The organism is Paenibacillus sp. 2003, assembly GCF_031455635.1.
Lineage (GTDB): Bacteria > Bacillota > Bacilli > Paenibacillales > Paenibacillaceae > Paenibacillus > Paenibacillus amylolyticus_B.
Window position 1 is genome coordinate 1,407,791 of the sequence record NZ_JAVDTB010000001.1, and the last position, 25,859, is coordinate 1,433,649.

Genomic DNA, 25,859 nt, shown 5'->3' on the forward strand with positions numbered 1-25,859 from the left:
CTCAATGCAACAGCATCATGGACTTGATTTTCTCACATATTCAAATATTAGCAGAGTTCAGAATTTAAGATTTCCAGTTTACAAAAAATGATATAAATTTCTAGTAGATTCAAATCATTACCAAATAAAGACAAAATATTCAAGCAAGGGAGGCCGGACAGAAACACCAGCAATTGTGCAGTTCAAAATCAGCTTATGTACTCATTCCATCAACCCAAATCAGGAGGGATTCCATGCTTTACACCATTATTGTGCCAGTCAACCAGGACTATAACATTTTGAACTTGTTCACAGATTCGCTGCTCCGGACGGTAAGTCCATCCACCCAGATTATTTTCATCAACGATGGTTCCGGCTCAGCAGTCTTTCAACATCTGGATAAACTGAAGCAAGAAGTAAGAGAAGGTGTGACCATCGAGATTCTTCAGCATGATTTTCCACTCGGTTGCGCCGTGTCGATTAATAGCGCACTGAGTCTAGCCAAGGGAGAGTACATTTTCTTCCTGGATTCTGACACCATTCTTCAACCGAACTGGCAACCGATGATGAAAGAGACACTGGATAGCGATATTACGATTGGCATGATTGGAGGGGTTCTGTTGTATCCGCAAACAGGAGGCGTGCAGCATTGCGGCATTGCTTTTGCGGACACCATCGGCCGACACCTTTTCCTGAACGCATCTCCTGATGATATCCCAAAAGAAACCTTCTCTGTTCAACTGGTGGTGTTCGCCATGTTTGGCATGAAGCGGGAGGTGTATGAGACCATCGGCAACCTCGATGAGAAGTTCTTTAACGGATACGAGGACTTTGATTATCAGATGCGGGCACGAGCTGCCGGATACGATACGGTCATTAACCCGAATATTCAGGCGTATCACTGGGAACGCAGCAGCGGTATTCACCGCAACTTCAACCGGAAGAACAATCTGGCACGCTTCTGGAAAAAGTGGGGCGGTCAAATCGAGGCTGATGTGTGGCCATTCGTTTTCAGTCATCTGAAAGCACAGCTGGAAAGCCAAGGGGAATACCAGCATCTGCCGATTGTTGGAATTGACCTTGCCGAGGTTCGAAGTGATGCTGATACATTCTGGACTAAGCTGGAGGAAGCCGATTTTGCAAATGTAGCCGAAGTACGTGACTATTCAAACCGCTTTAATTCCAATGGGGCCATCTGGCTGCCACAGGTACTGGGCAAGGAACTGATTCATAGTGAGAACCGATTACTGTTTTTGGTGGACAATTTCGCCCGTTTGCTGGAGAACCGCTACTGGATTGAGATGAGACATGCTCATCGAGCCAAGGATCTGATCATTGACCTGTATGGCAATGTGATCACGATGGATCGCATCTACGATGGATGCTGGCCTGGAACCAAAGTTCGGTAATTCACTCACAACGAAAATAAACAGGGAGGTACTTAAGGTGAAAGAAAAAGAGAGCACGCTCGATCGTGCCGTAAGATTTACCCGTAATCTGGAGTGGTTGGAACAAGTCGAAAAGGTAATTCCGAGCGGATGCAGCACTTTAGCCAAAGCACCTGAACGTTTATTTCCGGGGCATACCCCCGTATGTTGTGCAGAGGCTTATAATTCCCGATTTACAGATATCGACGGGAATGAATGGCTGGATTGCGAAATGGCCATGGGTACGGCGCCGTGGGGCCATGCCAGACATGAAGTCCAATTAACCGTCATTCACCAGTTGAAAAAAGGGACAAGCTTTTCTTTACCTGCCGACATTGAGCTTGAATGTGCCGAGTTGATTCTGGAGCGGTTCGAGGGTCGTTATCCATCGCTGCGCTTCACCAAGAGTGGTGCCGATGCAGTGAGTGGGGCCGTGCGTCTAGCCCGTGCCGCTAGCGGCAAAAGCAAGGTTATTGCAACAGCTTATCATGGGTGGCACGATTGGTCTGCCTACGGTTATTATGGTGGCCAGACGAAAGAACGTGGCATCCCGGTGGATATCGAGCGTTCAACAATCTGGATCAACAAACCTACTGCGGAGCGAATTGAGGCCCAGATTACCTCATCTCCCGAGGATATCGCATGTATTGTTCTATGCCCCAACGAGTGGAAAAGGGACGCGCTGGAGAAAGCCGTAAACCTATGTCGGTCTCTGGACATTATTATCATATTCGATGAGGTAACTTCCGGTATTCGAATGGGCAAGCAGGCTACTGCAGGAGAATATGACATCTGGCCTGATCTGCTCTGTATCTCTAAAGGTATGGCCAACGGTTTACCACTCGCAGCGGTTATGGGGCCTGAGCACTTGATGTCTTTGTCAGGACAGGTCAGATTCAGTAATGCCCATTCCAGCGAAACGACAGCGCTCGCGGCAGCCATTGCCTGTGAACGATTAATGAAAAATGCGAAAGTGTGGCCGACTTGGCGTGATCCGGCAACCCGGATCATGGATCGTCTGGAATCTGAACTTGTGTTACTCGGATTGACGGATCAATTGGAAGTGAGAGGGACGTATGCAAGCTTCTGCATTCAATCCTTGGCTGAAGATAACTTTCAAACAGATCCTTTCCGCGAGTTCATGGTGAAGAGAATGGCTCACTTCGGCATTTTCACCAAAGGATACTTTATTTTCTCTGATGCCCATACACGGGAAGAATTGCTGTGGGTCGAGGAAGCGCTGTTGCAGATCCTGTCAGACTGGAAAGAGAATCAGAAGCAGGAACATCTTCATGCGATGCAACTTTCGAAAACGTTTGAAGCTTAATCCATAGATCATAATCGACAATCGACTAGGAGGAATTATTCAATGAAAGCACTCGTATATCAGGATCTCAAACAGGTGACTTACCAGGAGATTGAGGAGCCAACCATTCAAAAACCAAACCAGGTAAAAATTAAAATCTATGGTTCAGGCATCTGCGGTACAGATCTGAATATTGTCAAAGGCAAAGTGCCAGCAAATAAAGGCACGATCATTGGTCATGAAGGCGTAGGCACAGTGGTTGAGGTGGGCGAAGAAGTTCGTGGTTTCAAGATCGGTGATCGGGTATTGGTTGATCCCACGCAATCTTGCGGTACCTGCTCATACTGCCGTGAGGGTCTGTTCATCTACTGCGAGAATTTTGATGACTATCAAGTAGGGATGACGACACACGGAACCTTTGCTGAATATTTTGTTGGGGACGAAAAGTATATCTATGCTATCCCGGATTCCATGAGTTGGGAAACGGCCATGATGATCGAACCACTGGGATGTGTACTTCAGACGTTCATGAAAGCAGGGACTAAGCCAAGTGACTCTGTACTGGTCCTCGGTTCTGGTGCAATCGGTTCCCTGTGTCAGCTTGTGAGCAAACGATTAGCAAGACTTACTGTAGGCACGGAAGTTGATCCATACCGCAAAGAGTTCGCTTCAGGGATCGCGGATCATGTGTTCTATCCTCAGGATCTGACTCTCGATAAAGTATACGAGATCAATAATAACAAAAAGTTTGATATTGTAGTGGACGCGGTTGGTAACCAGCTTCATGTAGGGTTTGAGCTGATTGCCAAAGGCGGCAAAATTATTCCTATGGGATATGACGACAGCTATGAGGTGACGTTCAAATCAACAGCCGTGATTAATGATGGCATTAGCATCATCGGTGCGGTTGCTAATCACTCGATGATCAGTACGGCACTGAAATTTGCCCAAAGCATCCCGGAACTGGAACAGATGGTGACAGCCAAGGAACTGCTGAGTGATTATGAACAGGCCTTTAATGGAACGATTGGTTATGACATGCATACTGGAGAGAAGTTGCCGATGAATTCGGTCAAAACAGCTCTTATCCTATAAGCATGTAGACATTAGCGGGTTTGCCGCTGCGAAAAGTTTGAATTCGCAGCGGTAAAAACCGCAGAAGGAAGGGATATCGATTGAAATTGCTTCAAGATTTGCCGAAGAATCCACGCTACTCCATTTTACTCGAACCGGTATGGGCCATTCCGGGCACGATCGTTCTATTCTACGCTCCTTTATATATGAAGGAAGCCGGACTTTCGGACATAGAAATCGGTTTAATCAATTCGGTGAATCTTTATTTTGCCTTTATCTTTCAATTGTTTGCGGGTTCCATTACGAATAAGCTGGGCCGGAAACGAACAACGCTGATCTTTGATCTGCTTGCCTGGAGTGTTCCCATGTTCATCTGGGCATTCTCCCAGAACTTCTGGCTGTTCCTGATCGCTTATTTACTAAACGCAACATCAAAGTTTGTAACGGTCGCCTTTAACTGTCTGATCATAGAGGATGTGGAGGAACACAAACGATCCAAGGTGTTTGCCATTCTCAACATGATTATTACAGGGGCTGGGGTACTCACGCCGATTGCCGGAGTTGTCATTGCTGACTTTGGTATCGTGCCAACACTGGCCAGCATTTACTTTGTCGGGGGCATCCTCATGACCGCCATGTTTTTCATTCGTAACCGATATACGGATGAGACCGAGGTCGGCAAGGAACTTATGGGATTGCATAGTAAAACCCGCGTGCTTCAGAGCTTGGGTTCCAGTCTGCGCCTGTTCGGCAAATCGTTCTACAAACGGAGACTTTTTCCGATTATTCTGATCACGGTGTTGTCCAATCTAATCTTGCAGCTGAATTTCTTTCAGGTCATTTTCTTCAAGGAACAGTTGAAATTTGATGACCGTGTCATTTCGTTTATCCCAGTAGTGACTGCGGTAACCGTCATGCTGCTTTATCTGGTCATCATTCCGCGACTGAAACGGCGTTCGGAGGAAAAGTATGTAGGTTTTTCCATTGTGCTTAGCACGGCCGGAGCCATTCTGTTTCTATTGATCCCTGTGGGGAATATAGGAATGTTGTTTCTCACGCTAATCGTGCTCGCTGCGGGTAACTTCATTTTGCAGACGTACCGGGATTCCCTGTTGATGAACCGATTGGGTACGCATGAAAAAGCCGATATGTTCTCGGCCGTGCAGACAGTCATGACGCTTACAGCCATTCCATCCGGTTACCTGACAGGCCTGCTCTACCATCACAATCCAACGCTGTTGTTCAGTGTCATTCTTGGTCTATATATCGTACTCATGGTCATTATGTTCTTCCTGCCAGATCCGCAAAAGCACTCCCAAGTGCTGGAACCTTACAAAAATATGTAGAAAAAGGGGTTTACTGTATTTGGGGCGAATATGTAGTACAGAAAAAAACTAGAACTACCTCTAGAACATATTTTAACTTGGGAGGCTACTAACAAATGACTAACGTAATGACAACAGAAGCACGGAAGCAATGGAGCTGGATGAACGAACCCGAAACCTGGTCCTACACGGATCAGGGAGGTGTGCTGGTGGAAGCGAAGGCGGACACCGACTTTTTCCAAGATCCAGCGGGGAAACACATTCGTGCAACTGCTCCTTTCTTGTCCATGCCTGTGCCTGGCGATTTCGAAATTACAACCCAATTAACCGTTGATATGAAAAATCAATATGATTCCGGATGCCTGATGGTGATGGCAGATGATCTTAACTGGTGCAAAATTTGTTTTGAATATGATGGAAAAGTGCCTACCATCGTGTCGGTGGTGACACGTGATGGTTCATCCGATGATTGCAATTCGGTGGAAGTCTCCGTACCTAATCCTTATCTGCGTATACGCAAAGTAGAGGACTGCATATCATTCTTTTATTCACCCGATGGGGATGAGTGGAAACTAATTCGTTATTTCGGCATGCCGATACAAGGGGAACTTCGAGCTGGATTAGTTGTACAATCGCCGACTGGAACGGGCTGTACGTGTCACTTTTTATCCGTGAACGTTACTCATCCGGACTTGACCGCACGTTTCTAATCCGCTCCCCTGGCCGATCATTGGAGGGAGAACAGGTTCATGGTAAAAGCATTTATATTTGATTTTGATGGACTCATTGTGGATACAGAGACGCCCTGGTATTATGCATTTCGCGATATTTATGAAGAGCACGGAGTAGAACTTGGTCTGGAGCTTTGGTCGAAAAATGTGGGGACATCCTTTGAGGAGTTTCATCCATTTCTGTATCTGGAGCAGGCGCTCCAAAAAAAGATAGATCATGATCATATCAAACTTCTCTCTGAACAGAAATACGAAGTCTATTTGGGACAGGCCGCCATTCTTCCAGGGGTGTATGAATTGCTTCAGACTGCGAGGGAGAAGGGGATTCAACTTGCGGTTGCTTCCAGCTCCACACGGGACTGGGTGCATGGTTACTTGCAGAAATTAGGCATTTTCGATTATTTCACAGTCGTTCATACATCCGAGGATGTGAAGCGAGTGAAACCGGACCCTGAACTGTACCTTCTTGCTCTCCAGAGTCTTGGGATCGAGGCTTCCGAAGCAATTGTGTTCGAAGACTCACCTAATGGCTTGAAGGCAGCCAATGCTGCTGGTATTCGTTGCATCATCGTGCCTAACGAGGTAACGCGTGGTCTGGAATTCGCCATGCATGAACTGCGGTTATCCTCGCTGGCCGAGATTGATATGGAGGCGCTTTAATCCAGATACTGCTTGCGTAGCTCGATAGGGGAGATCCCTTCGTATTTTTTAAACACTGATCCAAAGTAACTGGCACTATTGAAACCAACGGCTTTGGCTATTTCATGAGCGGTAGTAGCGTTATTTTCGATGAGCATTTCCTTGGCTTTCAACAGCCGATATCGCATCAGATACTCCAGTGGAGTCATTTGAAATTCTTTTTTGAATATCCGATTGAGGTGCTGCTCGGTAACATCCATCTGCTCAGCCAACATGGGGAGAGAAATATCCTGATGATAATTTTGTTTGATAAAAGTAATGAGTTCATCCAATCTTAATCGGGCATCAGAACGTTCGTAAGCACTATAGCGTTCACCTTCAATGGTTAATCTGACCAAAAGCATGTACAGTAATGCGGAGACGTGCCAGATCTGATCCTTGTGCCGGGACTGCAGCGCCAACGTAATTTCACGCAACAGGATATGAAGCATTCCATCCGGCTTGAAGGCGCGCAGCTCCCCGATCTGCAAGGAATGCAAGAACCGTGGCAACAAATAGCCATTGAAAGACAGACAATCAAATCGTAATGAATCACTCAGATTGTGGTAACGGTAGGTTACCTCCGGGAACAAAATGAGAGCGGTCCCTTTTTTGATCGAAAATTCATGATTCTTTGCTGCGATTCGCCCTGTTCCTCCGATGCACTGTACAATGCTGTAATCCCGTGAATGGTCGCTCCAATTCATCAATTCATCAACGGTCAACTGGTTTTGCCCTGTAATCATGAGCGGCATATCGGTATCCAGCGGATTCCCCATGCTAGGTTTCGGCATCGTTGTGTTATTCCTCTTTTCGTTAAAGGATCATGTGCGTAAGTGGCGTGGTTACAGAGTTAAAAGAAACCTAGAAAGAATTATATTACATAAATGGAATAATTTTAATTGAATGACGGGCAATATATAAAACGTTTTCATATAAATGCTTCAACAATTCTTTATTGGATGAATAAGTATGAGCTGTAGTCTGATCAGCCTCTATTTGTGGATCCAAAAGTATGCCTGCCTTGCCAACAGAATGCGAAACGATATACGCTATAACGAATGAGTGATTAAAGAAAGGAATGCAAACATGAAGAAAGTCATCGTAGTTGGATCGGGTATTCTGGGGGCATCAACAGCCTATCAATTAGCCAAACATGGCGCAGAGGTCGTCATCATAGATCGAAAAGATATAGGACAGGCGACGGATGCAGCTGCTGGGATCATCTGTCCATGGCTGTCACAGCGACGTAATCAGGACTGGTATCAGCTCGCCAAGGCTGGTGCGCGGTTCTATCCGGGCATCATAGCGGAGCTTAAAGCCGAAGGAGAAACGGAAACCGGTTATGCTCAAGTGGGCGCGCTTAGTATTCATACGGATGTGGACAAAATCAACAAGATGGAAGAGCGGGCCCATCTTCGCAAAGCAGATGCACCGGAGATTGGCGACATTACACCTCTTAATGCCAAAGAAACCCGTGATCGTTTTCCTCTACTGGATGAACGTAATCAATCGGTACATATCAGCGGTGCTGCACGTATAGATGGAAGGGCGCTGCGCGCTGCCTTGATCCGGTCTGCACAGCGAAATGGAGCGGAAGTGATCCATGGAGACGCCACGCTTCAATTCGAAGCGGATCGGGTCATTGGTGTGAATGTTAATGATCAGAGTTTCCTGGCAGATGAAGTCGTTGTCTGTGCAGGTGCATGGGCCAACGAACTGCTGAAGCCGCTTGGCATACACTTTAAAGTGCATTATCAAAAGGCACAAATTATGCATCTACATGTCGCGGATGGGGAGGATACAGGCCGCTGGCCTGTGATCATGCCACCTTCTGATCAATATCTGCTGGCCTTTGATCAACAGAAGATCGTGATTGGTGCCACTCATGAAAATGATGTGGAGGGTTATGATACAAGAGTAACTGCAGGGGGCATGCAGGAAGTTTTGAATAAAGGTCTGGAACTGGCGCCTGGGCTAGCCAATAGCACATTCCAGGAAGTAAGAGTTGGGTTCCGTCCGTTTACACCGGGCTTTCTACCAGTAATGGGGGCTGTCCCAGGCTGGCAAGGTCTGATTACCGCGAATGGACTTGGTGCCTCTGGATTGACCATGGGTCCTTTTATCGGGAGTCAACTGGCGAAACTAGCTCTCGGCATGGAGCTGGATATCGATATTGAGCCCTATACTGTTGGCAAAGCAATGGATGATATTAAAAGAGGTGAGTCATGACATATTCACAACGTTTATCCGATGGAGCGAACTTGTCCGACATCATATATCTGGAGCATCAGATCGGTACGACGAAAGAAAAACTGCGCATAGCTTTGGAGAAACAAGAAACATACAAACGCGAATTGTCGGAATTGAAGTCATCACCAATCAGGAATGCATCGGAAGACAGTTCTGAAGAGCAAATCTTAATGGAGAAGGCAAGCCAAACGAAGAACTTGATTGAAACCCTGTCTGAACAACTGGAGCAACTACAGGAAACATTGGCGAAGCTAGGCGATTGATCGGTTCGTATGGCTTATTTCTCTGAAACACCGACAGAAATAATATACGATACGTATAAAAAAAACCCCTTATATAAAGGGGTTTTTCTGATTTAGTTCAAATGGTTTATATCAATAAATGAACGTATGGTATAAAATGGAATCAGGTGCTGAACTGTCAATTCAGGTACCCATGTAACCAATCACGAAACTATGCTGAGAGGTGGATTCCAAATGTATAAAGAAGTGATACGTGTTGAGGACATCACGGGGTTTCAGTCCAGGTCTGAAGAGTTTTTCCCACTGCACTGGTTTCGAAAAATGCTGTCCGAGCATCCTGTGTACTATCACGAAGATACAGACACCTGGAATGTGTTCAGATACGATGATGTGAAGCAGGTTCTGAGTAATCATGAATATTTTTCGGCCGAAGGAACCCGGACGACAATTGCCGTTGGAGCGAAGAACAATGAAGGCACACCTCCAGACAAATTAAACATATCAAGTATCGATCCTCCCCGTCATCAAAAAAGTCGTTCGTTGTTATCTGCTGCTTTTACACCGCGTAGTCTGAAAAACTGGGAGCCACGCATTCGCAACATTGCAGAGCAGCTGGTAGCAGATATTGAGCCGAATACAACCATTGATATTGTTCAAGCGTTGGCTGCTCCGCTGCCTTCGATGGTTATGGCTGATCTGCTCGGCATCCCTCTCACAGACAGTCATCGCTTCAAGAACTGGGTAGATATTCTGTTTCAACCTACCAATCCGAAGACTGCTGAAGAGAGTGAACTGAAAAAACAAACTGCAGCGCAAGAGTACTATCAATTCCTGTATCCTATTGTGGTTCATAAACGGACTCATCCTGGTGAGGATATCATTACCGATCTGTTGAACGTTGATGTTGAGGGGGAGAAGTTCACGGAGGATGAGGTTGTTCGCACGACCATGCTTCTGCTTGGAGCCGGTATAGAGACAACGAGTCATATGGTTTCAAATACGTTCTATTCCTTCCTGTACGATGACCCGAGTCTGTATGATCAACTAAGACAGAATCCCGAATGGGTTCCGCTCGCAGTAGAAGAAATGCTTCGTTATCGGTTCCATAATGCCAAACGGCATCGGACAGTGAAGCAGGATAACCAACTGCTCGGAGTGGATTTAAAAAAAGGAGACGTCGTCATCTCTTGGATGAGTGCAGCCAATATGGATGAGCAGATGTTTGAAGACCCGTTTGAGCTGAATATTCATCGTCGTAATAACAAAAAACATCTTACCTTTGGTAATGGCCCACACTTTTGTCTAGGTGCCCCGCTGGCAAGAATGGAACTAAGCATTGCCTTGACAGCATTTGTGGAGAAGATCGCTCGGATTGAACCGGTGGAGTCCTTTGATCTGGAGAATAATCTGGCCACTTCAGCTCCGGGGCAGTCGTTGACCCATCTGCCAGTGAAGATCGTTGCCGAGTGAGAAGGAATCATACGGGATACAACCTAAAAAGCGGCAGATCAGACGTAACGTCTTGATCTGCCGCTTTGTTATGCAAGCAAGTATGAGGCTGGAGACCTTAATTTGAATTCATAGAAACTTTTTGTCTTACAACCTGTTTGATTTCTTCCTCTTTGGCTTGTTTGGTACGTTTGATAAAGAAGGAAAGAACCAATCCCACAACAGCGATGCCGATGATAACAACATACGCATCATTGATACCCTGGATCATGGATTCTGTAGCAAGCTGTTTTTGACTGAGACCATTGGCTGCTCCAGTCGCCATCATATCTTGTACGTGTGCCGTTGTACGGGAGGTCATGACACTTACGAGCAATGAAGTACCTACAGCGCCAGCCACTTGTCTGACGGTGTTGGAGATAGCTGTACCGTGTGCACCAAGTCTTGGTGGCAGTTGGTTAAGCCCCGCAGTCTGAATCGGCATCATGAGCAAAGCCATACCAATTCGGCGGCCGGTTGACATTAATACCAGGTATCCATAACTGGTTGAATCCGTTAAGTCGATGAAACCAATTGTCGTTACGATGGTGATCACCATCCCGATAACAGCAAGCCATTTCGCACCAAATCGGTCAAATAATTTTCCGGCTACTGGCATCAGGAAGCCCATGACAAGCGCACCCGGCAGAAGCAATAATCCGGACTCCAGTGCAGTGTAACCACGTGCGTTCTGGAGATACAAGGGAAGCAACATCATGTCAGCATACATGATCATTGTAATCGCGATACTGATAACCGTGGTCAGGGAGAACATGTTGTACTTGAAAGCCCGCAGATCAAGCAGCGGAGTTTCGGAAACGAGCTGACGCCATGTAAACAGGGCAAGAGAAACAATTCCAGCCGCAATGCAGATAAGAACTTCTGCACTTGACCATCCCAGACTTCCTGCTCTGCTGAAACCATAGAGCAATGCGCCAAATCCGATCGTGGAGAGCACCACACTGATTGTGTCGAACTTTGTGTTGACCCGTTCGGATACATTCTTCAGGTATACAAACGCAAAAGCAATGACAATAAGAGTTAATGGAATCATGCCGTAGAACATCGTTTGCCAAGAGTAGTTCTCTAGGATATAACCGGCAAGGGTAGGCCCGATTGCAGGGGCAAAAATGATGGCAAAACCAACCATGCCCATCGCAGATCCTCGTTTTTCAGGGGCAAACAAGGTCAAAATAACGTGCATCAAGAGCGGCATGATAATGCCGGCGCCCGCTGCCTGAATCATACGTCCTGTCAGCAGTGTGCCAAAGTTGGTTGCAAGAGCGGATACGATGGTACCAATCAGGAAAATAAACATGGAAGCTTGGAATAATTGCTTGGTTGAAAAGCGTTGCATGAAGTAGGCCGTGATCGGGATAAGCACCCCGTTCACCAGCATGTAACCTGTCGTTAACCATTGTGCTGTTGCGGCGGAGATGTTAAAATCACCCATCAGTTCCGGTGTAGCGACACTCATGATCGTTTGGTTCAACGTTGCAAGGAAGGCTCCCAAAATCATGATAAACAGGATGGGGCCTTTCTTTACGGATAATTCTTCTTGTACTCTAGCGTGACTCAATCCTTTTCATCCTTTCAATCCACACGTGACTAAATTTACAACGTGTTGTATAGTTTACATTGTATTTATTGAATTATATACATATTCGGACAGATTACAATTTACGTTATGGCGTGTTTTCGTCGTTTATTTTACAAATAAAATGAATTTGTTGTGTAAATCAAAAATAAACGACTGATTGTTTAAAATTGTAATGTTTAAAATTTGATAGGAGGGATACACGTGAAAGACGAGAAGAAATCAGCTGTGGACCCAAGAATATTGCGAACGCGTCAGTTAATTCGAGGTGCATTTGTTGAATTGCTGCAGGAAATGGATATTGAGAAGTTGTCAGTCAACAAAATTGCCGAACGAGCGACGATCAATCGGGTAACCTTCTACCTGCACTATCGTGATATTACGGATATGATGGAGAAGATGGCCGATGAGATGATCGAGCATATTGAACGGATCGTGGATGAATATGCTCCTCATTTTGAGAAGCAAAGGACGGAAGAGGCTTGGCCTGTTCTGGTCAAGTTACTGGAGCATTTTGCAGAGAACGCCTCGTTCTATCAGGTGGTACTTGCTACAAAGCGCACACCGATTTTTACCGAAAGATTGCTCAAATTGTTGAGTACGCTGGTGAAAGCCAAAATTGATCGGGTAGAAATGGAAGATGAACTCGAAGAATCCGGCATTCACAAGGAGATTGCAATCTGGTACGGTTCTTCCGCTCTGATTGGTACCATCGTTGCCTGGTTGCGTAATGATATGCCTTATTCACCACATTTCCTGGCGAAACAATTCTCGTTGATTCGCTCGTACTCTTATAATGACCTGATATAATTAGACTATAATACTCACACGGTAAACTGGGTCCAATGAATCGCAAAGACCAGCTCTGTGCACCCATACATAACAGAGGAGGACTAATGTAATGAAATATAGTGCAGAACGTATCTATGTACGATTTTGGAAGGTGGAAGATGCCTCACTGCTTCTGGATCTACAGGTTCGCAATCGTGCGGAAATCGAGAAAATCTCAGCGAGTAATCGGGATGAGTCTTTCTACAGATTGGAAGGGCAAAGGTCACTCATCAAAATGGATTGTTGGTTATGTGACGGATATTTTGCATCAAGGAAAAGGGTATATGAGCGAAGCCCTGCAATGCGTGCTTGAATTTGCCAAACATGAAACTGAAATTACACGCATCGAGGCTGGCGCGGTACCTGATAATACAGGGTCCATCCGTGTACTTCAAAAGGCAGGATTCTCAGCGTGCGAGTCACAGTCTGTCCCGATCCAGGGAACGTTAAAGGAACATACGATGTTTGCTGTGGATATACAATGAGCAGGATGTATCAGGATTAACTATAATTTGAACCATATATTCATACGTATTGGAGAGGACAGAAAAACCTATGGCTACTATACTCGTTGCTGACGACGATCCGAACATTCGCGAACTCGTCTGTCTCTTTCTCAAAAACGATGGATTCACGACGGTGGAAGCTGCGGACGGTAAGGAAGCTCTCACCGTGTACGGCGAGACGCCAGTGGATCTGGTCGTGCTCGATATTATGATGCCTGTTATGGACGGCTGGGCATTATGCAAGGAACTCCGCAGAGCCAATCCCGATCTCCCGTTACTCATGCTGACGGCGAGAGGTGAGACGTGGGAGAAGGTGAAGGGATTCGAACTGGGTACGGATGATTATTTGACGAAACCGTTTGATCCATTGGAACTGACCGCCCGTGTCCGAGCATTACTGAAGCGTTACAAAATTGGCTCCACACATACAATCCAGTTTGGCAACGTTATTCTGGACCGTCAGACTTATAAGGTGATGAGAGGCACAGAGTCGCTTACGTTACCGCTTAAGGAGTTCGAATTGCTGTATAAGCTTGCTGGAACACCTGGGCAAGTCTACACACGTGAGCAGTTAATTGATCAGATATGGGGTATTGATTACGCCGGAGATGATCGAACGATAGACGTACATATCAAGCGCCTGCGCGAACGATTCGCGACGACACCTGATTTTCGGATTGAAACGGTGCGTGGGCTAGGATACAGACTTGAGGTCCATGAATGATCAGATCATTATACATTCGTGTGGTGCTCACCTTTCTGATTTCTGTCATCGCTGGTACAGTTATTTCTTTTTTTATGTCAACCTGGATATTCGAAGATAAATTGAACGAAAATGCCCGAATTAACATACGCAACTTTGGCCAAGACGTAGTGCAGATATATAAGACGATGCCTCTGGATGAAGCAGAATTATTCGTTAGCAATATGAAACAGCTTGATTCATATCATATTCGAATTTATGATGCAACGGGCAAACTCCAGACATATGGGAAGCTTAATGGACATAAATCATCACCTGTATCGACGGATCAACTCAAGAAGGTGTTAAACGGAGGGGTTGTGCAGGCCACACCTAAAGGTATCGCTACCGTGCTTTTGGGGCTACCGATTAAGACGGAAATGGGCACAAAAGCGATGTTTTTGGAAACTCTCGCACCGCCCTCCGCCTCTTTTGTAGTCCAGTTTGGCTTAATCTTTGCAAGCTGTTCGTTGATTGCAGGAAGTCTGTTGATTCTGATTGCTTCTGTATACCTGGTGAGACCGATCAAGAAATTGACCAAAGCGACCAAACGGATTGCAGCTGGAGATTTCAATGTCAAGCTGAACATCAAGCAAACGACTGAAATAGGCACATTGGCCCGCAGCTTTGAAGAAATGATGCATGATCTTCAGCAGTTGGAGCAGATGCGCAGGGAATTCGTTACAAATGTTTCGCATGAGGTTCAGTCTCCGCTCACCTCTATATCCGGTTACGCTTCGGCACTGAAGCAAGTAAATCTCTCCGAACAAGAACGAAACCGTTACCTGGATATAATCATCTCTGAAGCGAAACGAATGTCCAAAATGAGCGATAGCCTGCTCAAGCTGAGTTTGCTTGAATCGCAGTCACAGCAACTACGGCTTAACACCTTAAGCCTTGATGAACAGATCAGGAGGGTCATTGTGGCGCTTCAGCCGCAATGGTCTGGGCGCAACATTCATTTCGAGCTTGATTTGGAGAACGTGAAGGTAACGGCTGATCACGATCAGTTAAATCAGGTATGGACCAATATCATCGGAAATAGCATCAAGTTTTCCAGGGATGGCGGTATGATTAAAGTCCGTATCGAAGAGGATTTCAACCATGTAAGTGTCAGAATATCCGACACGGGCATTGGAATTCCCCTGGAAGACCAGAAGCGTATATTCGACCGTTTTTTCAAGGCAGATCGTTCCCACAGTCGTAAATACGACGGGAGTGGTATGGGACTAGCAATCGTTAAACAGATCGTGTCCCTTCATCAGGGTGACATCCGAGTGGAAAGCGAACCTGGTCAAGGCACGACCTTTATTATCACGTTGCCCATCCATCCACCAACGGATAGTTAGGCTAACAGGATAGGGCCAATGAATAGAATATCCATCGGATTATCTAAACCGAATGTTCATGTCCTATGTAACATGCAAGCTTCTTTGTATGTTACATAGGACATTTTTTTTGCTTGTTCATACTCCGTTCATATTCCGGTCATGGGGAGTACATCTTTCTTGATTAGGATTTCTTAAGCAGCCTGCCAGGCTAATATACAGATGAGGATAGGAGCAGATGAACGTGAAACATCAAGGAGACAAAGGAGTACAGAGTCAGAGTCAGAGTCAGAGTCAAAGTAAAAGCAAAACAAAGAAAGTGTTAGGCATTTTGCTTAAAGTGCTTGCCGCAATCCTTATAGCAATCTTACTTTTTGTAGCTACCGTATATACCGTCAACAAAATCAGCAGTTATTCGGAGCAAAAAAGAATGGAGCCGTACGGACAACATGTATCCGTAGATGGGAAAAATATGAATGTGTTCATTCAAGGCGAAGGCGAGGAAACGATTGTACTTCTGCCGGGTTTTGGAACAGCGTCACCTGCACTTGATTTTAAGCCGCTCATTTCTGAATTATCTCCCGATTATAAAGTCGTCGTGGTTGAACCTTTTGGTTATGGATTGAGTGATCAGACCGAAAAGGAACGCAGTACAGCAAATATCGTCAGTGAAATTCATGAAGCGTTAAAGAGTCTACATATTGATCGTTATATCTTGATGGGTCATTCCATCTCGGGGATCTATAGTCTGGATTATGTGAACAAATATGCAGATGAAATAAGTGCATATGTTGGGTTGGATACCAGTGTTCCAGCGATTAGTGAACAGAAGGTTGAAGCATCAGAAATCGTACCGATTCAATGGTACCGTAACTTGGGTTTCCCACGTTTGCAATTGAAAATGAGTGATGATCCATATGCTGGGCTACCGTATGATGAACAAACCAAAGAACAATTGAACATTTTGATACAAAAGAACATGTTTAATCCCACCCAATTGAACGAGATTGTAAGCATGTACTCCAATTTTAAAGCAGCTGAACAGTTAACATTCCCTGTTGATCTCCCGGTTCTTTTCTTTGTTCAAAAGAATCATCCGGCAGTGGACAATTGGGTTCCCGAGCACGAGAAGTTAATAGAGGACTCTACACGTGGTGAACTGGTGCTGATGGAAGCAAATCATTATTTATACCGTTCCCATGCCAAAGAAATCGCTGAAAAATTCAGGGGATTTATGACGCAGCAGTAAATATGAATGAATTAGCTTGTTCATATTCAGTTCATATTGACGTCACGGGGAGTACATTTTCATTGGATAAGATTTCATTAGCAGCAAAAAAGACAACCGAACTACCAGTTCAAGACAGGAGAAGATAACACTGACGACGCAGCCAGCGGAAAAGAAAACAAAGAATAGATCAAGGGCCAAAAAAGTGAGAAACATGATACTGAAAATAGTAGGAGCAATCGTAATCGCCATTATTCTATTTCTAGGTATTGTTTATATCACAAATGTGGTCAGTAGTAATTCAGAGGCCAAGAAAATAGATTCCTATGGTCAGCATGTATCTGTAGACGGGAAAAATATGAATGTGCTCATTCAAGGCGAAGGTAAGGAAACGATTGTACTTCTGCCTGGTTTTGGAACAGCTGCACCAGCGCTTGATTTTAAACTGCTCATCGATGAACTATCACCATATTACAAAGTTGTTGCAGTTGAACCTTTCGGTTATGGATTGAGTGATGAGACTGAAAAAGAACGAACCACAGAGAACATCGTAAGTGAAGTTCATGAAGCTCTACAGCAACTTGATATTAACAAATACATGCTGATGGGCCACTCCATTGCAGGCATTTACGGCATTGATTATGTGAACAAATATCCGGATGAGGTGACAGCATTTGTCGGAATTGATAGCAGTGTTTCAACCCAACCGGGTATGGATGCCAAATTACCTACAAAAATGTTCGCATTTCTTAAAAAATCAGGTCTCCAAAGATTGGTGGTCAAATTTAGTAGTGACCCCTATGCTGGACTCGCATTTGATGAACATACCGTAGAAGAGATGAAAATGCTGTCGAGTAAAAACTCAAATAGTCCCACGATGTTAAATGAGATGGGTCATATCTCTTCCAATTTTAAAGGAGTTCAAGGTTTAACCTTCCCTAAAGACCTTCCACTTCTTCTCTTTGTACAAGCCAATAATGAAGGTGTAGAAGGATGGATACCGCTGCATGAAGGGCAGATCAAAGATTCAGTACATGGGAAAGTAATCACAATGGATGGCGAACATTACTTGCACCATACGTTATTTAAAGAAATAGCTGAAGATGTAAGAGCATTCATGAACGAAGCGAAGTAAAGATCCTTTAAAAGTACACTCGTGATTTAAGAGATGTGTGTGAATGAATTTGGAAAACAGTCCTGAGAGGCTGTTTTTCCATAATACGATTAATTTGGCCGTTGCCGTGATGAGAGAGAGGAATTCAAATGAGATTATTTGAGATACTGTTAGTTCTATCCTGTTTCGCTTTACTCGTAGACCTACTATTTATTAAAAGAAGTGCAAAGAAAACAGGCTGGGGTTTGGGAATAGGAAGTAGCGTTATACTCGTAGTTCAATTGCTGGTTGAGGGATACAGATGGCAGTTGCTTGTGGTATATATCATGACGGCTTTATTCATAATCATCGTTTTATTCAGACACTCCGAAAAGATGATGAATCTAAAAATAGGGAAGTTCTTGAAATATAGTTTATCTTCCCTGATTGTCATTCTGCTGGTTGGTTCTACTGCCTTGTCTGTATACTTACCTGTCTTTAATTTGCCGAAGCCGGATGGTCCAGAGAAAGTGGGTACTCAAACCTTTCATTTTACAGATCAGAACAGAGATGAAGTCTTCACTGAAGATCAAAGTGATAAGAGGGAACTAATGGTTCAAGTTTGGTACCCTACTGAGAACATGAATAACAACAAGCGTGACACGCTGTTTCCAAAAGATAAAGAAATGTTCAAAAAGTATATTCAGAGCTTCTCTGCTTCTTTAAAACTGCCTGAATTTGTGCTTGACTACTGGAAGTATAGCCAAACCAACTCTTATGAAAATGTAGAAATATTACCTTCTACAAGTCCTTATCCCTTGGTACTGCTATCTCATGGTATGGGAACCAGTAGAGTTCTACATGCATCACAGGCCGAGAATCTGGCCAGTCATGGGTTTATCGTGGTCACCATCGATCATACGTATAGCACCTTTGCTACCCTTTTTCCAGATGGCCGTGTAACGGATTATAAAAAAAGTACGACTACACTAGATGAACGTACAAAAACAGGGAATATATGGACGAAAGACGTGGAGTTAGTAATTGATCAAATCGAAAAGCTGAATTCAGGTGCAATCGAAAGTCAATTTAAAGGGAAGATCGATTTAAATAACATAGGCGCGATGGGGCATTCTTTTGGGGGTGCAACCGCGTTTAATGCAACGTATTTAGATCAGAGAATCAAGGCCGGGGTTAATATGGATGGCTCACTATATGAAGTGGAAAATAGAGATGATATAAACAAGCCGTTTATGTTCATCCGATCGGGAAATTTTGAAGACTGGTTAGCCAATTTTGAAGCGGATAGAAATTCGGATGATGAAGTAACTAAATTTCTTTCAGATGAGCTGCACATTATGAAAAATGTTATCAATCATGGGGGAAATGTGATTTATGTAGAAGGAACCCAACACTTCAATTTCACGGACCTTCAATTCTATTCGGAGCTGGTTAAACTGTCCGGGATCACAGGAGACATCAATGGTAAAAGAGGATCAAACATCGTAAATCAATATGTACTCGATTTCTTTAACAAGCAATTGAAAGGAACGGGCGGAACTCTGATTCAGGGGCCGAGCGACAAGTATCCAGAGGTGAAATTTGTAGACCCAGAGGAACTCTAATAACCAAAACACTTAAAATTCAGGAGATGATGTGAATGGGACGACAAAAGGGAAAACGAACTTCAATCGCCGTGTTAACTCTGGTGTTAACGATGTTAGCTCCAATGTCTGCAATGGCCGCGCCTGCTACAAGTAGCAGCAGTTTTACGTATGAACCAACCAAGAAAACAGTGATGGAGAAAGCCAAGTTACTCACCGAGAAACATGGAATTACAAGCCTGCAATATGCCCTTATCGATGGTGGCGAGATTGTGGTGTCCGGTCAGACGGGTAAAAACGATAAAAACAACAAGGTGCCTCTTACGTCGGATACGTTCTATGGCATAGGGTCAACGAGTAAAATGTTCCTCACAGCTTCTGTTATGAAGTTAGTTGACGAAGGCAAGGTGGATTTGGATCTGCCTGTTGTGAACTATATACCTGAATTTCAGATGAAAGATCATCGCTACAAACAAATCACACCACGTATGCTGTTGAATCATTCTTCCGGTCTGCTGGGCAGCACTGGCAGCAATGCCACATTGTACGGAGATAATGATACGTACTCACATGATACGTTTCTCGAGCAATTGGCGAGTCAAAACCTGAAGGCAGATCCCGGCGCATTCTCGGTGTATAGTAACGATGGGTTTACGTTATCCGAGATTATGGTTGAACGTGTTAGCGGCATGAGTTTTACAGCTTTTATACACCGATATTTTACGGAACCTTTGGACATGAAACATACCAAAACACCACAGGATGTGGTTGACACGGCAGCAATGGCGGGAATCTATTCTCCTATGTATGAGGGTCAGCTTCCACAAGAGAATTATAATGTTATCGCTACTGGAGGCATTTATTCCACCGCTGAAGATCTTGCGAAGTTTTCACAAATCTTCACTGGAGAGGTCCAAGGCATTCTTACCCATAAGTCTGTAGAAGCCATGGCGCAAGAAGAATACAAAAGAGGCATGTGGCCAGAGTATGGCGATACGTCTATATCTTACGGTTTAGGGTGGGATAGTGTAAATCTGTACCCATTCAGTGAATACGGTATCAAGGCAGTAACAAAAGGTGGAGATACCATATCGTATCACTCATCATTAGTCGTGCTGCCGGAATACAATCTGGCTGCAGCCGTTACCTCATCAGGTGGGACAAGTGCCAAAGATCAGTTCATTGCGAGTGAATTATTACTCAGCGCCCTTGAGGAAAAGGGCATTATTACAGAACGGAAGCCAGAAAAATCGTTTGGTGTGCCAGTGAAGGCAGATATACCTAAAGAAATAGCCACGAATGCAGGTATATATGGCGGCAATAATTCGGTTAAGAAGATCGAAATGAATACTGCTGGACAAATGACTGTATCCACACCAGCAGCTCCAAGTGATCCGGCTCAAAAATACACCTATACAGCGGATGGTACTTTTGTTAATGATGAAGGCACGGAAAAGTTGAAATTTGTTAAGGAAAAGAATGGAAGGACTTATCTGTGGTATCGATCTTATATATCCTTGCCAGGACTTGGACAATTGGCTTTCTCCGAATATAAAATGGAGAAGCTGGAAGCCAATGAGTTATCCCAGGATATTACGGCCTCATGGGAGCTGCGTGAAGGTAAAAAATATTACTTGGTGAATGAGAAATATACATCAACGGTTTATCTCAATTCGGCACCAATTCTCCCGATTCATTTGGACAAAGAGACCCCGGGATATATATCCAATATTAAGATTATTGGAGCAAACGAAGCAGTCACGGAGCTGCAAATCCCTGGCCTGGCTGGACGTGATACAAAGGAGATTTATTTTGCTGAAAAGAACGGAGTAGAGTACATTACAGCCGTTGGTAGCATATACGCCAGTGAGGAAATGGTACAACCACTCTATTCGGGTAAACAATCTCTAGTAACGATTCAAGCAGATGGATATGCCAGATGGTATTCGATACCAGCAACGGTGAAAGGAAAAGTCATGACGGTTAAAATGCCTGCAACTGGCGACTTTGCCGTATATGATCAGAAGGGTATTTGTATTAATCACACCGTAGTCAGCGGTCAGAATGAGGTTGTATTACCAGAAAACGGCCGCATTGTATTTGCAGGTGACGTGGATTCCACATTTGAAATTTCATTGAAAAAGTAACAATAGATTTGGTGCAGTGAAGGATGATGATTTTCGGAGGAGATTAAATAGTGTCGCCAACAAAAGAAGTCGCGAAATCGCGGCTTTTTTCTGTTGAGGAGAGGGTGAACATACATACTTCGTTATCTATTGGAAAATTTAGGTTGACACTTCTTTTTGTCGCGTATACAATCGTATACATGAATGCGCTGTATACATATGTATACACGCAATGGAGGTGGCAGGATGAGAGATCGACAGATCGAAGAATCGGATGGAAGTGTACGTCAAGGTGAGCGTCCGAGACGTGATATGAGTGATAGTGAGCAACGTGGAGAACGTTCCAAACGTGGCAGAGGGCATGGTGAACATCAGGGAAAACGGGGCCATGGTGCGCAAACATTCCGTCGCGGCCGGATTCTTGTATTTCTGGAACAAATGCAGAATCGAAGAACAACGCTTGTCCGACAACTTGGACAGGAGGAGTACGAACATATTCGCCCGATGATCAGTGGAGAGTTGAAAGCTATTGATCAGGTCATCGACGAGTATATCCATCTTTTCGAGCTGCAAAATGAAGATGTAAGTCCCAATAAGGATCTGGAGAGTGAGAGTGAACAAGTATGATTCGTCGTTTTTTTTCGTATTATCGTCCTTATAAAAAACTGTTTTTGATTGATTTTGGATGTGCTGTACTCGCAGGTCTTCTGGAATTGGCTTTCCCCCTTGCCGTCAGCAAATTCATTAATGAGTTATTGCCTGGTCAGGATTGGCCTCTTATTTTGCTTGCCTGTATTGTGCTGTTATCCATCTATGCACTTAATACGGTATTGAACTATGTCGTTACATACTGGGGACATATGCTTGGCATTAATATTGAGACCAACATGCGTGAGAAGATGTTCGCTCACTTGCAGAAGCTGTCCTTCCGTTTCTTCGATAATCGTAAAACAGGCCACTTAATTGGTCATCTTACGAATGATCTGAACGATATCGGCGAGGTTGCTCACCATGGACCTGAAGATGTATTCATCGCAGTGATGACATTAATCGGATCGTTCTGGTTGATGGCTAACATTAATCTTGAGCTTGCGCTGCTTACCTTTATCATTATCCCAATTATGGCTTGGGTCATTATTGTATTTGGTGGCCGCATGACAAAGACCTATCGGCGACTTTTCGGAGACGTCGGCAATTTCAATGCGCGCATTGAAGATAACGTTGGTGGCATGCGTGTTGTGCAATCGTTCGCCAACGAAGAGCATGAGAAAGAACTTTTTGCGGTGGATAATCAGAATTTCCGTAAAACCAAACTGCTTGCCTACAAAACGATGGCGAAAAGTATCTCGGTCAGTTATATGATGATGCGACTGGTTACGGTATTTGTCATGATCAGCGGGGCTTGGTTTTATATTGATGGCAGAATCAATATGGGTGACTTTATGGCCTTCCTGCTTCTATCCAATATCTTCTTCCGTCCGATTGAGAAAATCAATGCCGTCATAGAAAGTTATCCAAAGGGCATTGCTGGTTTCAAACGTTATCTGGAGATCATTGATACGGAACCTGAAATTGCGGATAGCAAAAACGCCGTTGAATTCGAAAGTGTGAAGGGTGATATTCGCTTTGAGAACGTCTCATTCGGATATGAATCCAGTCGGCGTATTCTGAGTGATATCAGTCTGTCTGTTCGACCAGGCGAAACTATTGCTTTTGTTGGTCCTTCGGGTGCAGGCAAGACGACGATCTGTAGCCTGCTGCCAAGATTCTATGAGGTAGAAGAGGGACGTATCACTGTGGATGGCGTCGACATTCGTAACGTTAAGCTTCAATCCTTGCGCAAGCATATCGGAATCGTTCAACAGGATGTATTTTTGTTCTCGGGTACCATTAAGGAGAATATTGCTTATGGGGATTTGAGTGCAACGGACGAACAAATCTGGGATGCCGCTCGCCGTGCATCATTGGAGGAATTGATTCTTACGTTGCCGGACGGTATGGATACGGTCATTGGCGAGCGTGGAGTCAAGCTATCCGGAGGACAGAAGCAACGGTTATCCATTGCTCGTATGTTCTTGAAAAATCCACCCATTCTTATTCTGGATGAGGCAACCTCTGCACTGGATACGGAAACGGAAGCACTTATTCAGCAATCACTCGCTGAATTGTCGGTGGGTAGAACGACACTTGTGATTGCACACCGATTGACAACGATCAAGAATGCGGATCGAATTATCGTAGTGAACACAGATGGTATCGCTGAACAGGGTAACCATGAGGAATTGGTCGCCGCTGGAGGCATATATAGCCGTCTTCATCAGGTGCAATATAGTCACTCTTAATCTTTATAAATTGAATTTACACTGGCCACTTCGATGACAGAACAACCTTCCGATCGCTGTTATCCCCAGATTTTTTTTAATTCCTTCTATAAAGGGGAAATCCGGGGATCAAGTATCTGGATCAAGTAAACCTTGCCGCGCATATGCGTGGCTTTTTTCTGTTAGGATGTTAAAAATGAGGTTATCAAATGCTAAGCAAAAGATAATGTTGACAACGTCCACTAACGTGATTATTATAATGTTGACAATGTCCACTAAAAAGGAGGGTTTGACATCAACTCTCAGTACATAAATCCAGATATTCTGGCTGACATGCGACGTTTTAACCGTTTTTATACCAACATACTTGGTGTACTCGACAAGCATATTCTCGGAACGGGGTATTCCTTTGCAGAAGTACGGGTCATTATTGAAATTGGAATTCGGGGAGAGAGCATTGCGAACAATCTGGTAGATACATTGACCATTGATCGCAGTTACATGAGCCGAATTGTGAACAAGCTGTCCAAGGAAGGACTGCTGGTGAAAGTGGATTCTGCTTCCGACAGCCGGGTTAGTCTGATTCGTCTGACAGCCAAGGGTGAGGAACTGTATGCCCAATTGAATGATCGATCCGATCAACAGATCCTGAAGCTGATGCAAGAATTGAATGAAGAAGAGATTCAAGAGGTATACACCTCCATGATGAACATACAAGAGAAGTTGAACAAGAAGGCAGGAGAGACAACAAGATGATACGATTTGAATGTGATTATAACGAAGGTGCGCATGAACGAATTTTACAAAGACTGATGGAAACCAATATGGAACAGACGAGCGGGTATGGCACGGATGAGCATTGCGAACGGGCGAGAATGCTTATTCGTCAGGCATGTGACAATGAGCAAGCTGATGTTCATTTTTTGGTTGGCGGTACACAGACAAATACAACGGTGATTGCATCTATTTTGCGTCCTTATCAAGGTGTGATTGCAGCGAGCTCAGGACATATTGCGGTTCATGAGACGGGGGCTATTGAAGCAACGGGTCATAAGGTACTCACGGTTCCAAGCGAGGACGGAAAGATCACGCCTGAGCAGGTTAGAGCAGTCTACGATGCGCACATGAATGAGTCGTCGCCGGAACACTGTGTTCAACCAGGAATGGTCTACATTTCCCAACCAACGGAGAATGGAACGATGTACAGCAAGGCAGAACTGCAAGCATTGCATACAGTGAGCAGAGCATGTGGTCTTCCGTTTTTCGTGGATGGAGCACGTCTTGGATATGCACTCGCTTCACGCAATTGCGATATGACACTTGCTGACCTTGCACGCTTGTGTGATGTATTTTACATCGGGGGAACCAAGATTGGCGCATTGATGGGAGAGGCGGTTGTCATCCTGAATGATGCACTGAAACCGGATTTTCGTTATATGATCAAACAAAAAGGTGGCCTGCTTGCCAAAGGCAGATTGCTGGGAATCCAATTTGAAACGTTGTTCGAAGATGGTCTGTACCTCGATATTTCTCGCCATGCCGTAGATATGGCCTTGAGAATTCATGACTCACTTGAACAGCAGGGGGTGCGCTTCCTGTACGATTCACCAACTAACCAGCAGTTTCCGATTCTACCTGATCGTTTGCTTGAGAAATTACGCAGCGATTATACGTTCACCTTCTGGGAAAAGGTTGACGATACACGCAGTGCGGTACGGTTCTGCACCAGCTGGGCAACTCGTCAAGAGAATGTGGATGCACTGACTCGTGATATCGCTCAATTATTGCACGAAGAGATCAAGGTTCCTGAACGGGTCGAAGCATTGGTCTAATCTTGTTCAAAAATTAAGGAGAACAGTTCCGATTTCCTTCTCATAAATACGAGTATTTTGAAAAATTCCAAAAGCAATTACGCAGAATTCTGATACTGAAAAAAGGACAACCCATTGTGGTTGTCCTTTTTGGTTTGCCTTTTTGTGA

At 44.5% G+C, this 25,859-nt stretch carries 23 protein-coding genes; 21 read left to right on the forward strand and 2 right to left on the reverse strand.

All coding sequences use genetic code 11. The features are described 5' to 3' along the window. Window positions 1–233 precede the first annotated feature (233 nt). From J2X75_RS06330 to J2X75_RS06355, 6 genes are all read left to right on the forward strand, one after another. Window positions 234–1,388, forward strand: coding sequence for a glycosyltransferase family 2 protein (locus J2X75_RS06330; protein WP_124114559.1), 1,155 nt, complete (start codon window positions 234–236; stop codon window positions 1,386–1,388). 37 nt (window positions 1,389–1,425) lie between these two features. After that, window positions 1,426–2,733, forward strand: a complete 1,308-nt coding sequence (locus J2X75_RS06335) for an aminotransferase class III-fold pyridoxal phosphate-dependent enzyme (protein ID WP_310335072.1) — start codon at window positions 1,426–1,428, stop codon at window positions 2,731–2,733. 42 nt (window positions 2,734–2,775) lie between these two features. Continuing rightward, window positions 2,776–3,807 (forward strand): zinc-dependent alcohol dehydrogenase, encoded by a 1,032-nt coding sequence (locus J2X75_RS06340; protein ID WP_091016533.1) that lies wholly within the window; start codon window positions 2,776–2,778, stop codon window positions 3,805–3,807. A gap of 80 nt (window positions 3,808–3,887) precedes the next feature. Beyond that, the gene (locus tag J2X75_RS06345) at window positions 3,888–5,132 is read left to right on the forward strand and encodes an MFS transporter (RefSeq protein WP_091030860.1); all 1,245 of its coding nucleotides are present in this window, start codon (window positions 3,888–3,890) and stop codon (window positions 5,130–5,132) included. A 95-nt stretch (window positions 5,133–5,227) separates the two neighbouring features. Continuing rightward, window positions 5,228–5,821: a DUF1349 domain-containing protein gene (locus J2X75_RS06350; protein ID WP_149846595.1), complete on the forward strand. Its 594-nt coding sequence runs from the start codon at window positions 5,228–5,230 to the stop codon at window positions 5,819–5,821. A gap of 39 nt (window positions 5,822–5,860) precedes the next feature. After that, the gene (locus J2X75_RS06355; RefSeq protein ID WP_310335078.1) at window positions 5,861–6,502 is read left to right on the forward strand and encodes an HAD family hydrolase; all 642 of its coding nucleotides are present in this window, start codon (window positions 5,861–5,863) and stop codon (window positions 6,500–6,502) included. Here J2X75_RS06355 and J2X75_RS06360 read toward each other — a convergent pair. Further along, window positions 6,499–7,314, reverse strand: coding sequence for an AraC family transcriptional regulator (locus tag J2X75_RS06360; protein WP_124114564.1), 816 nt, complete (start codon window positions 7,312–7,314; stop codon window positions 6,499–6,501). The two genes, J2X75_RS06355 and J2X75_RS06360, sit on opposite strands and share 4 nt — an antisense overlap. 295 nt (window positions 7,315–7,609) lie before the next feature. Between J2X75_RS06360 and J2X75_RS06365 the strand changes: the two genes are divergently transcribed. The 3 genes from J2X75_RS06365 to J2X75_RS06375 all read left to right on the forward strand — a co-directional run bounded on the left by J2X75_RS06365 (window position 7,610) and on the right by J2X75_RS06375 (window position 10,485). Continuing rightward, window positions 7,610–8,752 (forward strand): NAD(P)/FAD-dependent oxidoreductase, encoded by a 1,143-nt coding sequence (locus J2X75_RS06365; RefSeq protein WP_310335081.1) that lies wholly within the window; start codon window positions 7,610–7,612, stop codon window positions 8,750–8,752. Beyond that, a complete protein-coding gene (locus J2X75_RS06370; RefSeq protein ID WP_124114566.1) occupies window positions 8,749–9,036 on the forward strand; it encodes a hypothetical protein in 288 nt (95 codons plus the stop codon). Before J2X75_RS06365 ends, J2X75_RS06370 begins: the two co-directional genes overlap by 4 nt. A 213-nt stretch (window positions 9,037–9,249) precedes the next feature. Beyond that, complete coding sequence (locus tag J2X75_RS06375; protein ID WP_310335083.1) at window positions 9,250–10,485, forward strand: cytochrome P450; 1,236 nt, start codon at window positions 9,250–9,252, stop codon at window positions 10,483–10,485. Window positions 10,486–10,582: 97 nt separating this feature from the next. Here J2X75_RS06375 and J2X75_RS06380 read toward each other — a convergent pair whose 3' ends face one another. Continuing rightward, the gene (locus J2X75_RS06380; protein ID WP_307543154.1) at window positions 10,583–12,022 is read right to left on the reverse strand and encodes a DHA2 family efflux MFS transporter permease subunit; all 1,440 of its coding nucleotides are present in this window, start codon (window positions 12,020–12,022) and stop codon (window positions 10,583–10,585) included. Between the two features lie 282 nt (window positions 12,023–12,304). Here J2X75_RS06380 and J2X75_RS06385 point away from each other — a divergent pair, with 282 nt between their 5' ends. The 12 genes from J2X75_RS06385 to J2X75_RS06440 all read left to right on the forward strand — a co-directional run bounded on the left by J2X75_RS06385 (window position 12,305) and on the right by J2X75_RS06440 (window position 25,711). Beyond that, the gene (locus J2X75_RS06385; RefSeq protein WP_062834267.1) at window positions 12,305–12,910 is read left to right on the forward strand and encodes a TetR/AcrR family transcriptional regulator; all 606 of its coding nucleotides are present in this window, start codon (window positions 12,305–12,307) and stop codon (window positions 12,908–12,910) included. A 212-nt stretch (window positions 12,911–13,122) separates the two neighbouring features. Then, window positions 13,123–13,416 (forward strand): GNAT family N-acetyltransferase, encoded by a 294-nt coding sequence (locus J2X75_RS06390; protein ID WP_347387416.1) that lies wholly within the window; start codon window positions 13,123–13,125, stop codon window positions 13,414–13,416. Window positions 13,417–13,486: 70 nt separating this feature from the next. Next, window positions 13,487–14,161: a response regulator transcription factor gene (locus J2X75_RS06395; protein WP_124114570.1), complete on the forward strand. Its 675-nt coding sequence runs from the start codon at window positions 13,487–13,489 to the stop codon at window positions 14,159–14,161. Beyond that, window positions 14,158–15,528, forward strand: a complete 1,371-nt coding sequence (locus J2X75_RS06400; RefSeq protein ID WP_310335088.1) for a sensor histidine kinase — start codon at window positions 14,158–14,160, stop codon at window positions 15,526–15,528. Before J2X75_RS06395 ends, J2X75_RS06400 begins: the two co-directional genes overlap by 4 nt. A 217-nt stretch (window positions 15,529–15,745) precedes the next feature. Further along, window positions 15,746–16,756: an alpha/beta hydrolase gene (locus tag J2X75_RS06405; RefSeq protein WP_397383171.1), complete on the forward strand. Its 1,011-nt coding sequence runs from the start codon at window positions 15,746–15,748 to the stop codon at window positions 16,754–16,756. A 193-nt stretch (window positions 16,757–16,949) separates the two neighbouring features. Next, complete coding sequence (locus J2X75_RS06410; protein ID WP_310336677.1) at window positions 16,950–17,870, forward strand: alpha/beta hydrolase; 921 nt, start codon at window positions 16,950–16,952, stop codon at window positions 17,868–17,870. Window positions 17,871–17,998: 128 nt separating this feature from the next. Continuing rightward, a complete protein-coding gene (locus tag J2X75_RS06415; RefSeq protein WP_310335093.1) occupies window positions 17,999–19,453 on the forward strand; it encodes an alpha/beta hydrolase family protein in 1,455 nt (484 codons plus the stop codon). A gap of 35 nt (window positions 19,454–19,488) precedes the next feature. After that, window positions 19,489–21,579, forward strand: coding sequence for a serine hydrolase domain-containing protein (locus J2X75_RS06420; protein WP_310335094.1), 2,091 nt, complete (start codon window positions 19,489–19,491; stop codon window positions 21,577–21,579). Between the two features lie 225 nt (window positions 21,580–21,804). Beyond that, window positions 21,805–22,185 carry a hypothetical protein gene (locus tag J2X75_RS06425; protein ID WP_310335096.1) on the forward strand — a complete coding sequence of 127 codons (381 nt, stop codon included), beginning with the start codon at window positions 21,805–21,807 and terminating at the stop codon, window positions 22,183–22,185. Beyond that, window positions 22,182–23,900 (forward strand): ABC transporter ATP-binding protein, encoded by a 1,719-nt coding sequence (locus tag J2X75_RS06430; RefSeq protein ID WP_310335097.1) that lies wholly within the window; start codon window positions 22,182–22,184, stop codon window positions 23,898–23,900. The genes J2X75_RS06425 and J2X75_RS06430 overlap by 4 nt, the downstream gene beginning before the upstream one ends. A gap of 312 nt (window positions 23,901–24,212) precedes the next feature. Continuing rightward, a complete protein-coding gene (locus J2X75_RS06435) occupies window positions 24,213–24,635 on the forward strand; it encodes a MarR family winged helix-turn-helix transcriptional regulator (RefSeq protein WP_310335099.1) in 423 nt (140 codons plus the stop codon). Continuing rightward, a complete protein-coding gene (locus tag J2X75_RS06440; protein WP_310335102.1) occupies window positions 24,632–25,711 on the forward strand; it encodes a threonine aldolase family protein in 1,080 nt (359 codons plus the stop codon). The genes J2X75_RS06435 and J2X75_RS06440 overlap by 4 nt, the downstream gene beginning before the upstream one ends. Window positions 25,712–25,859: the final 148 nt, after the last annotated feature.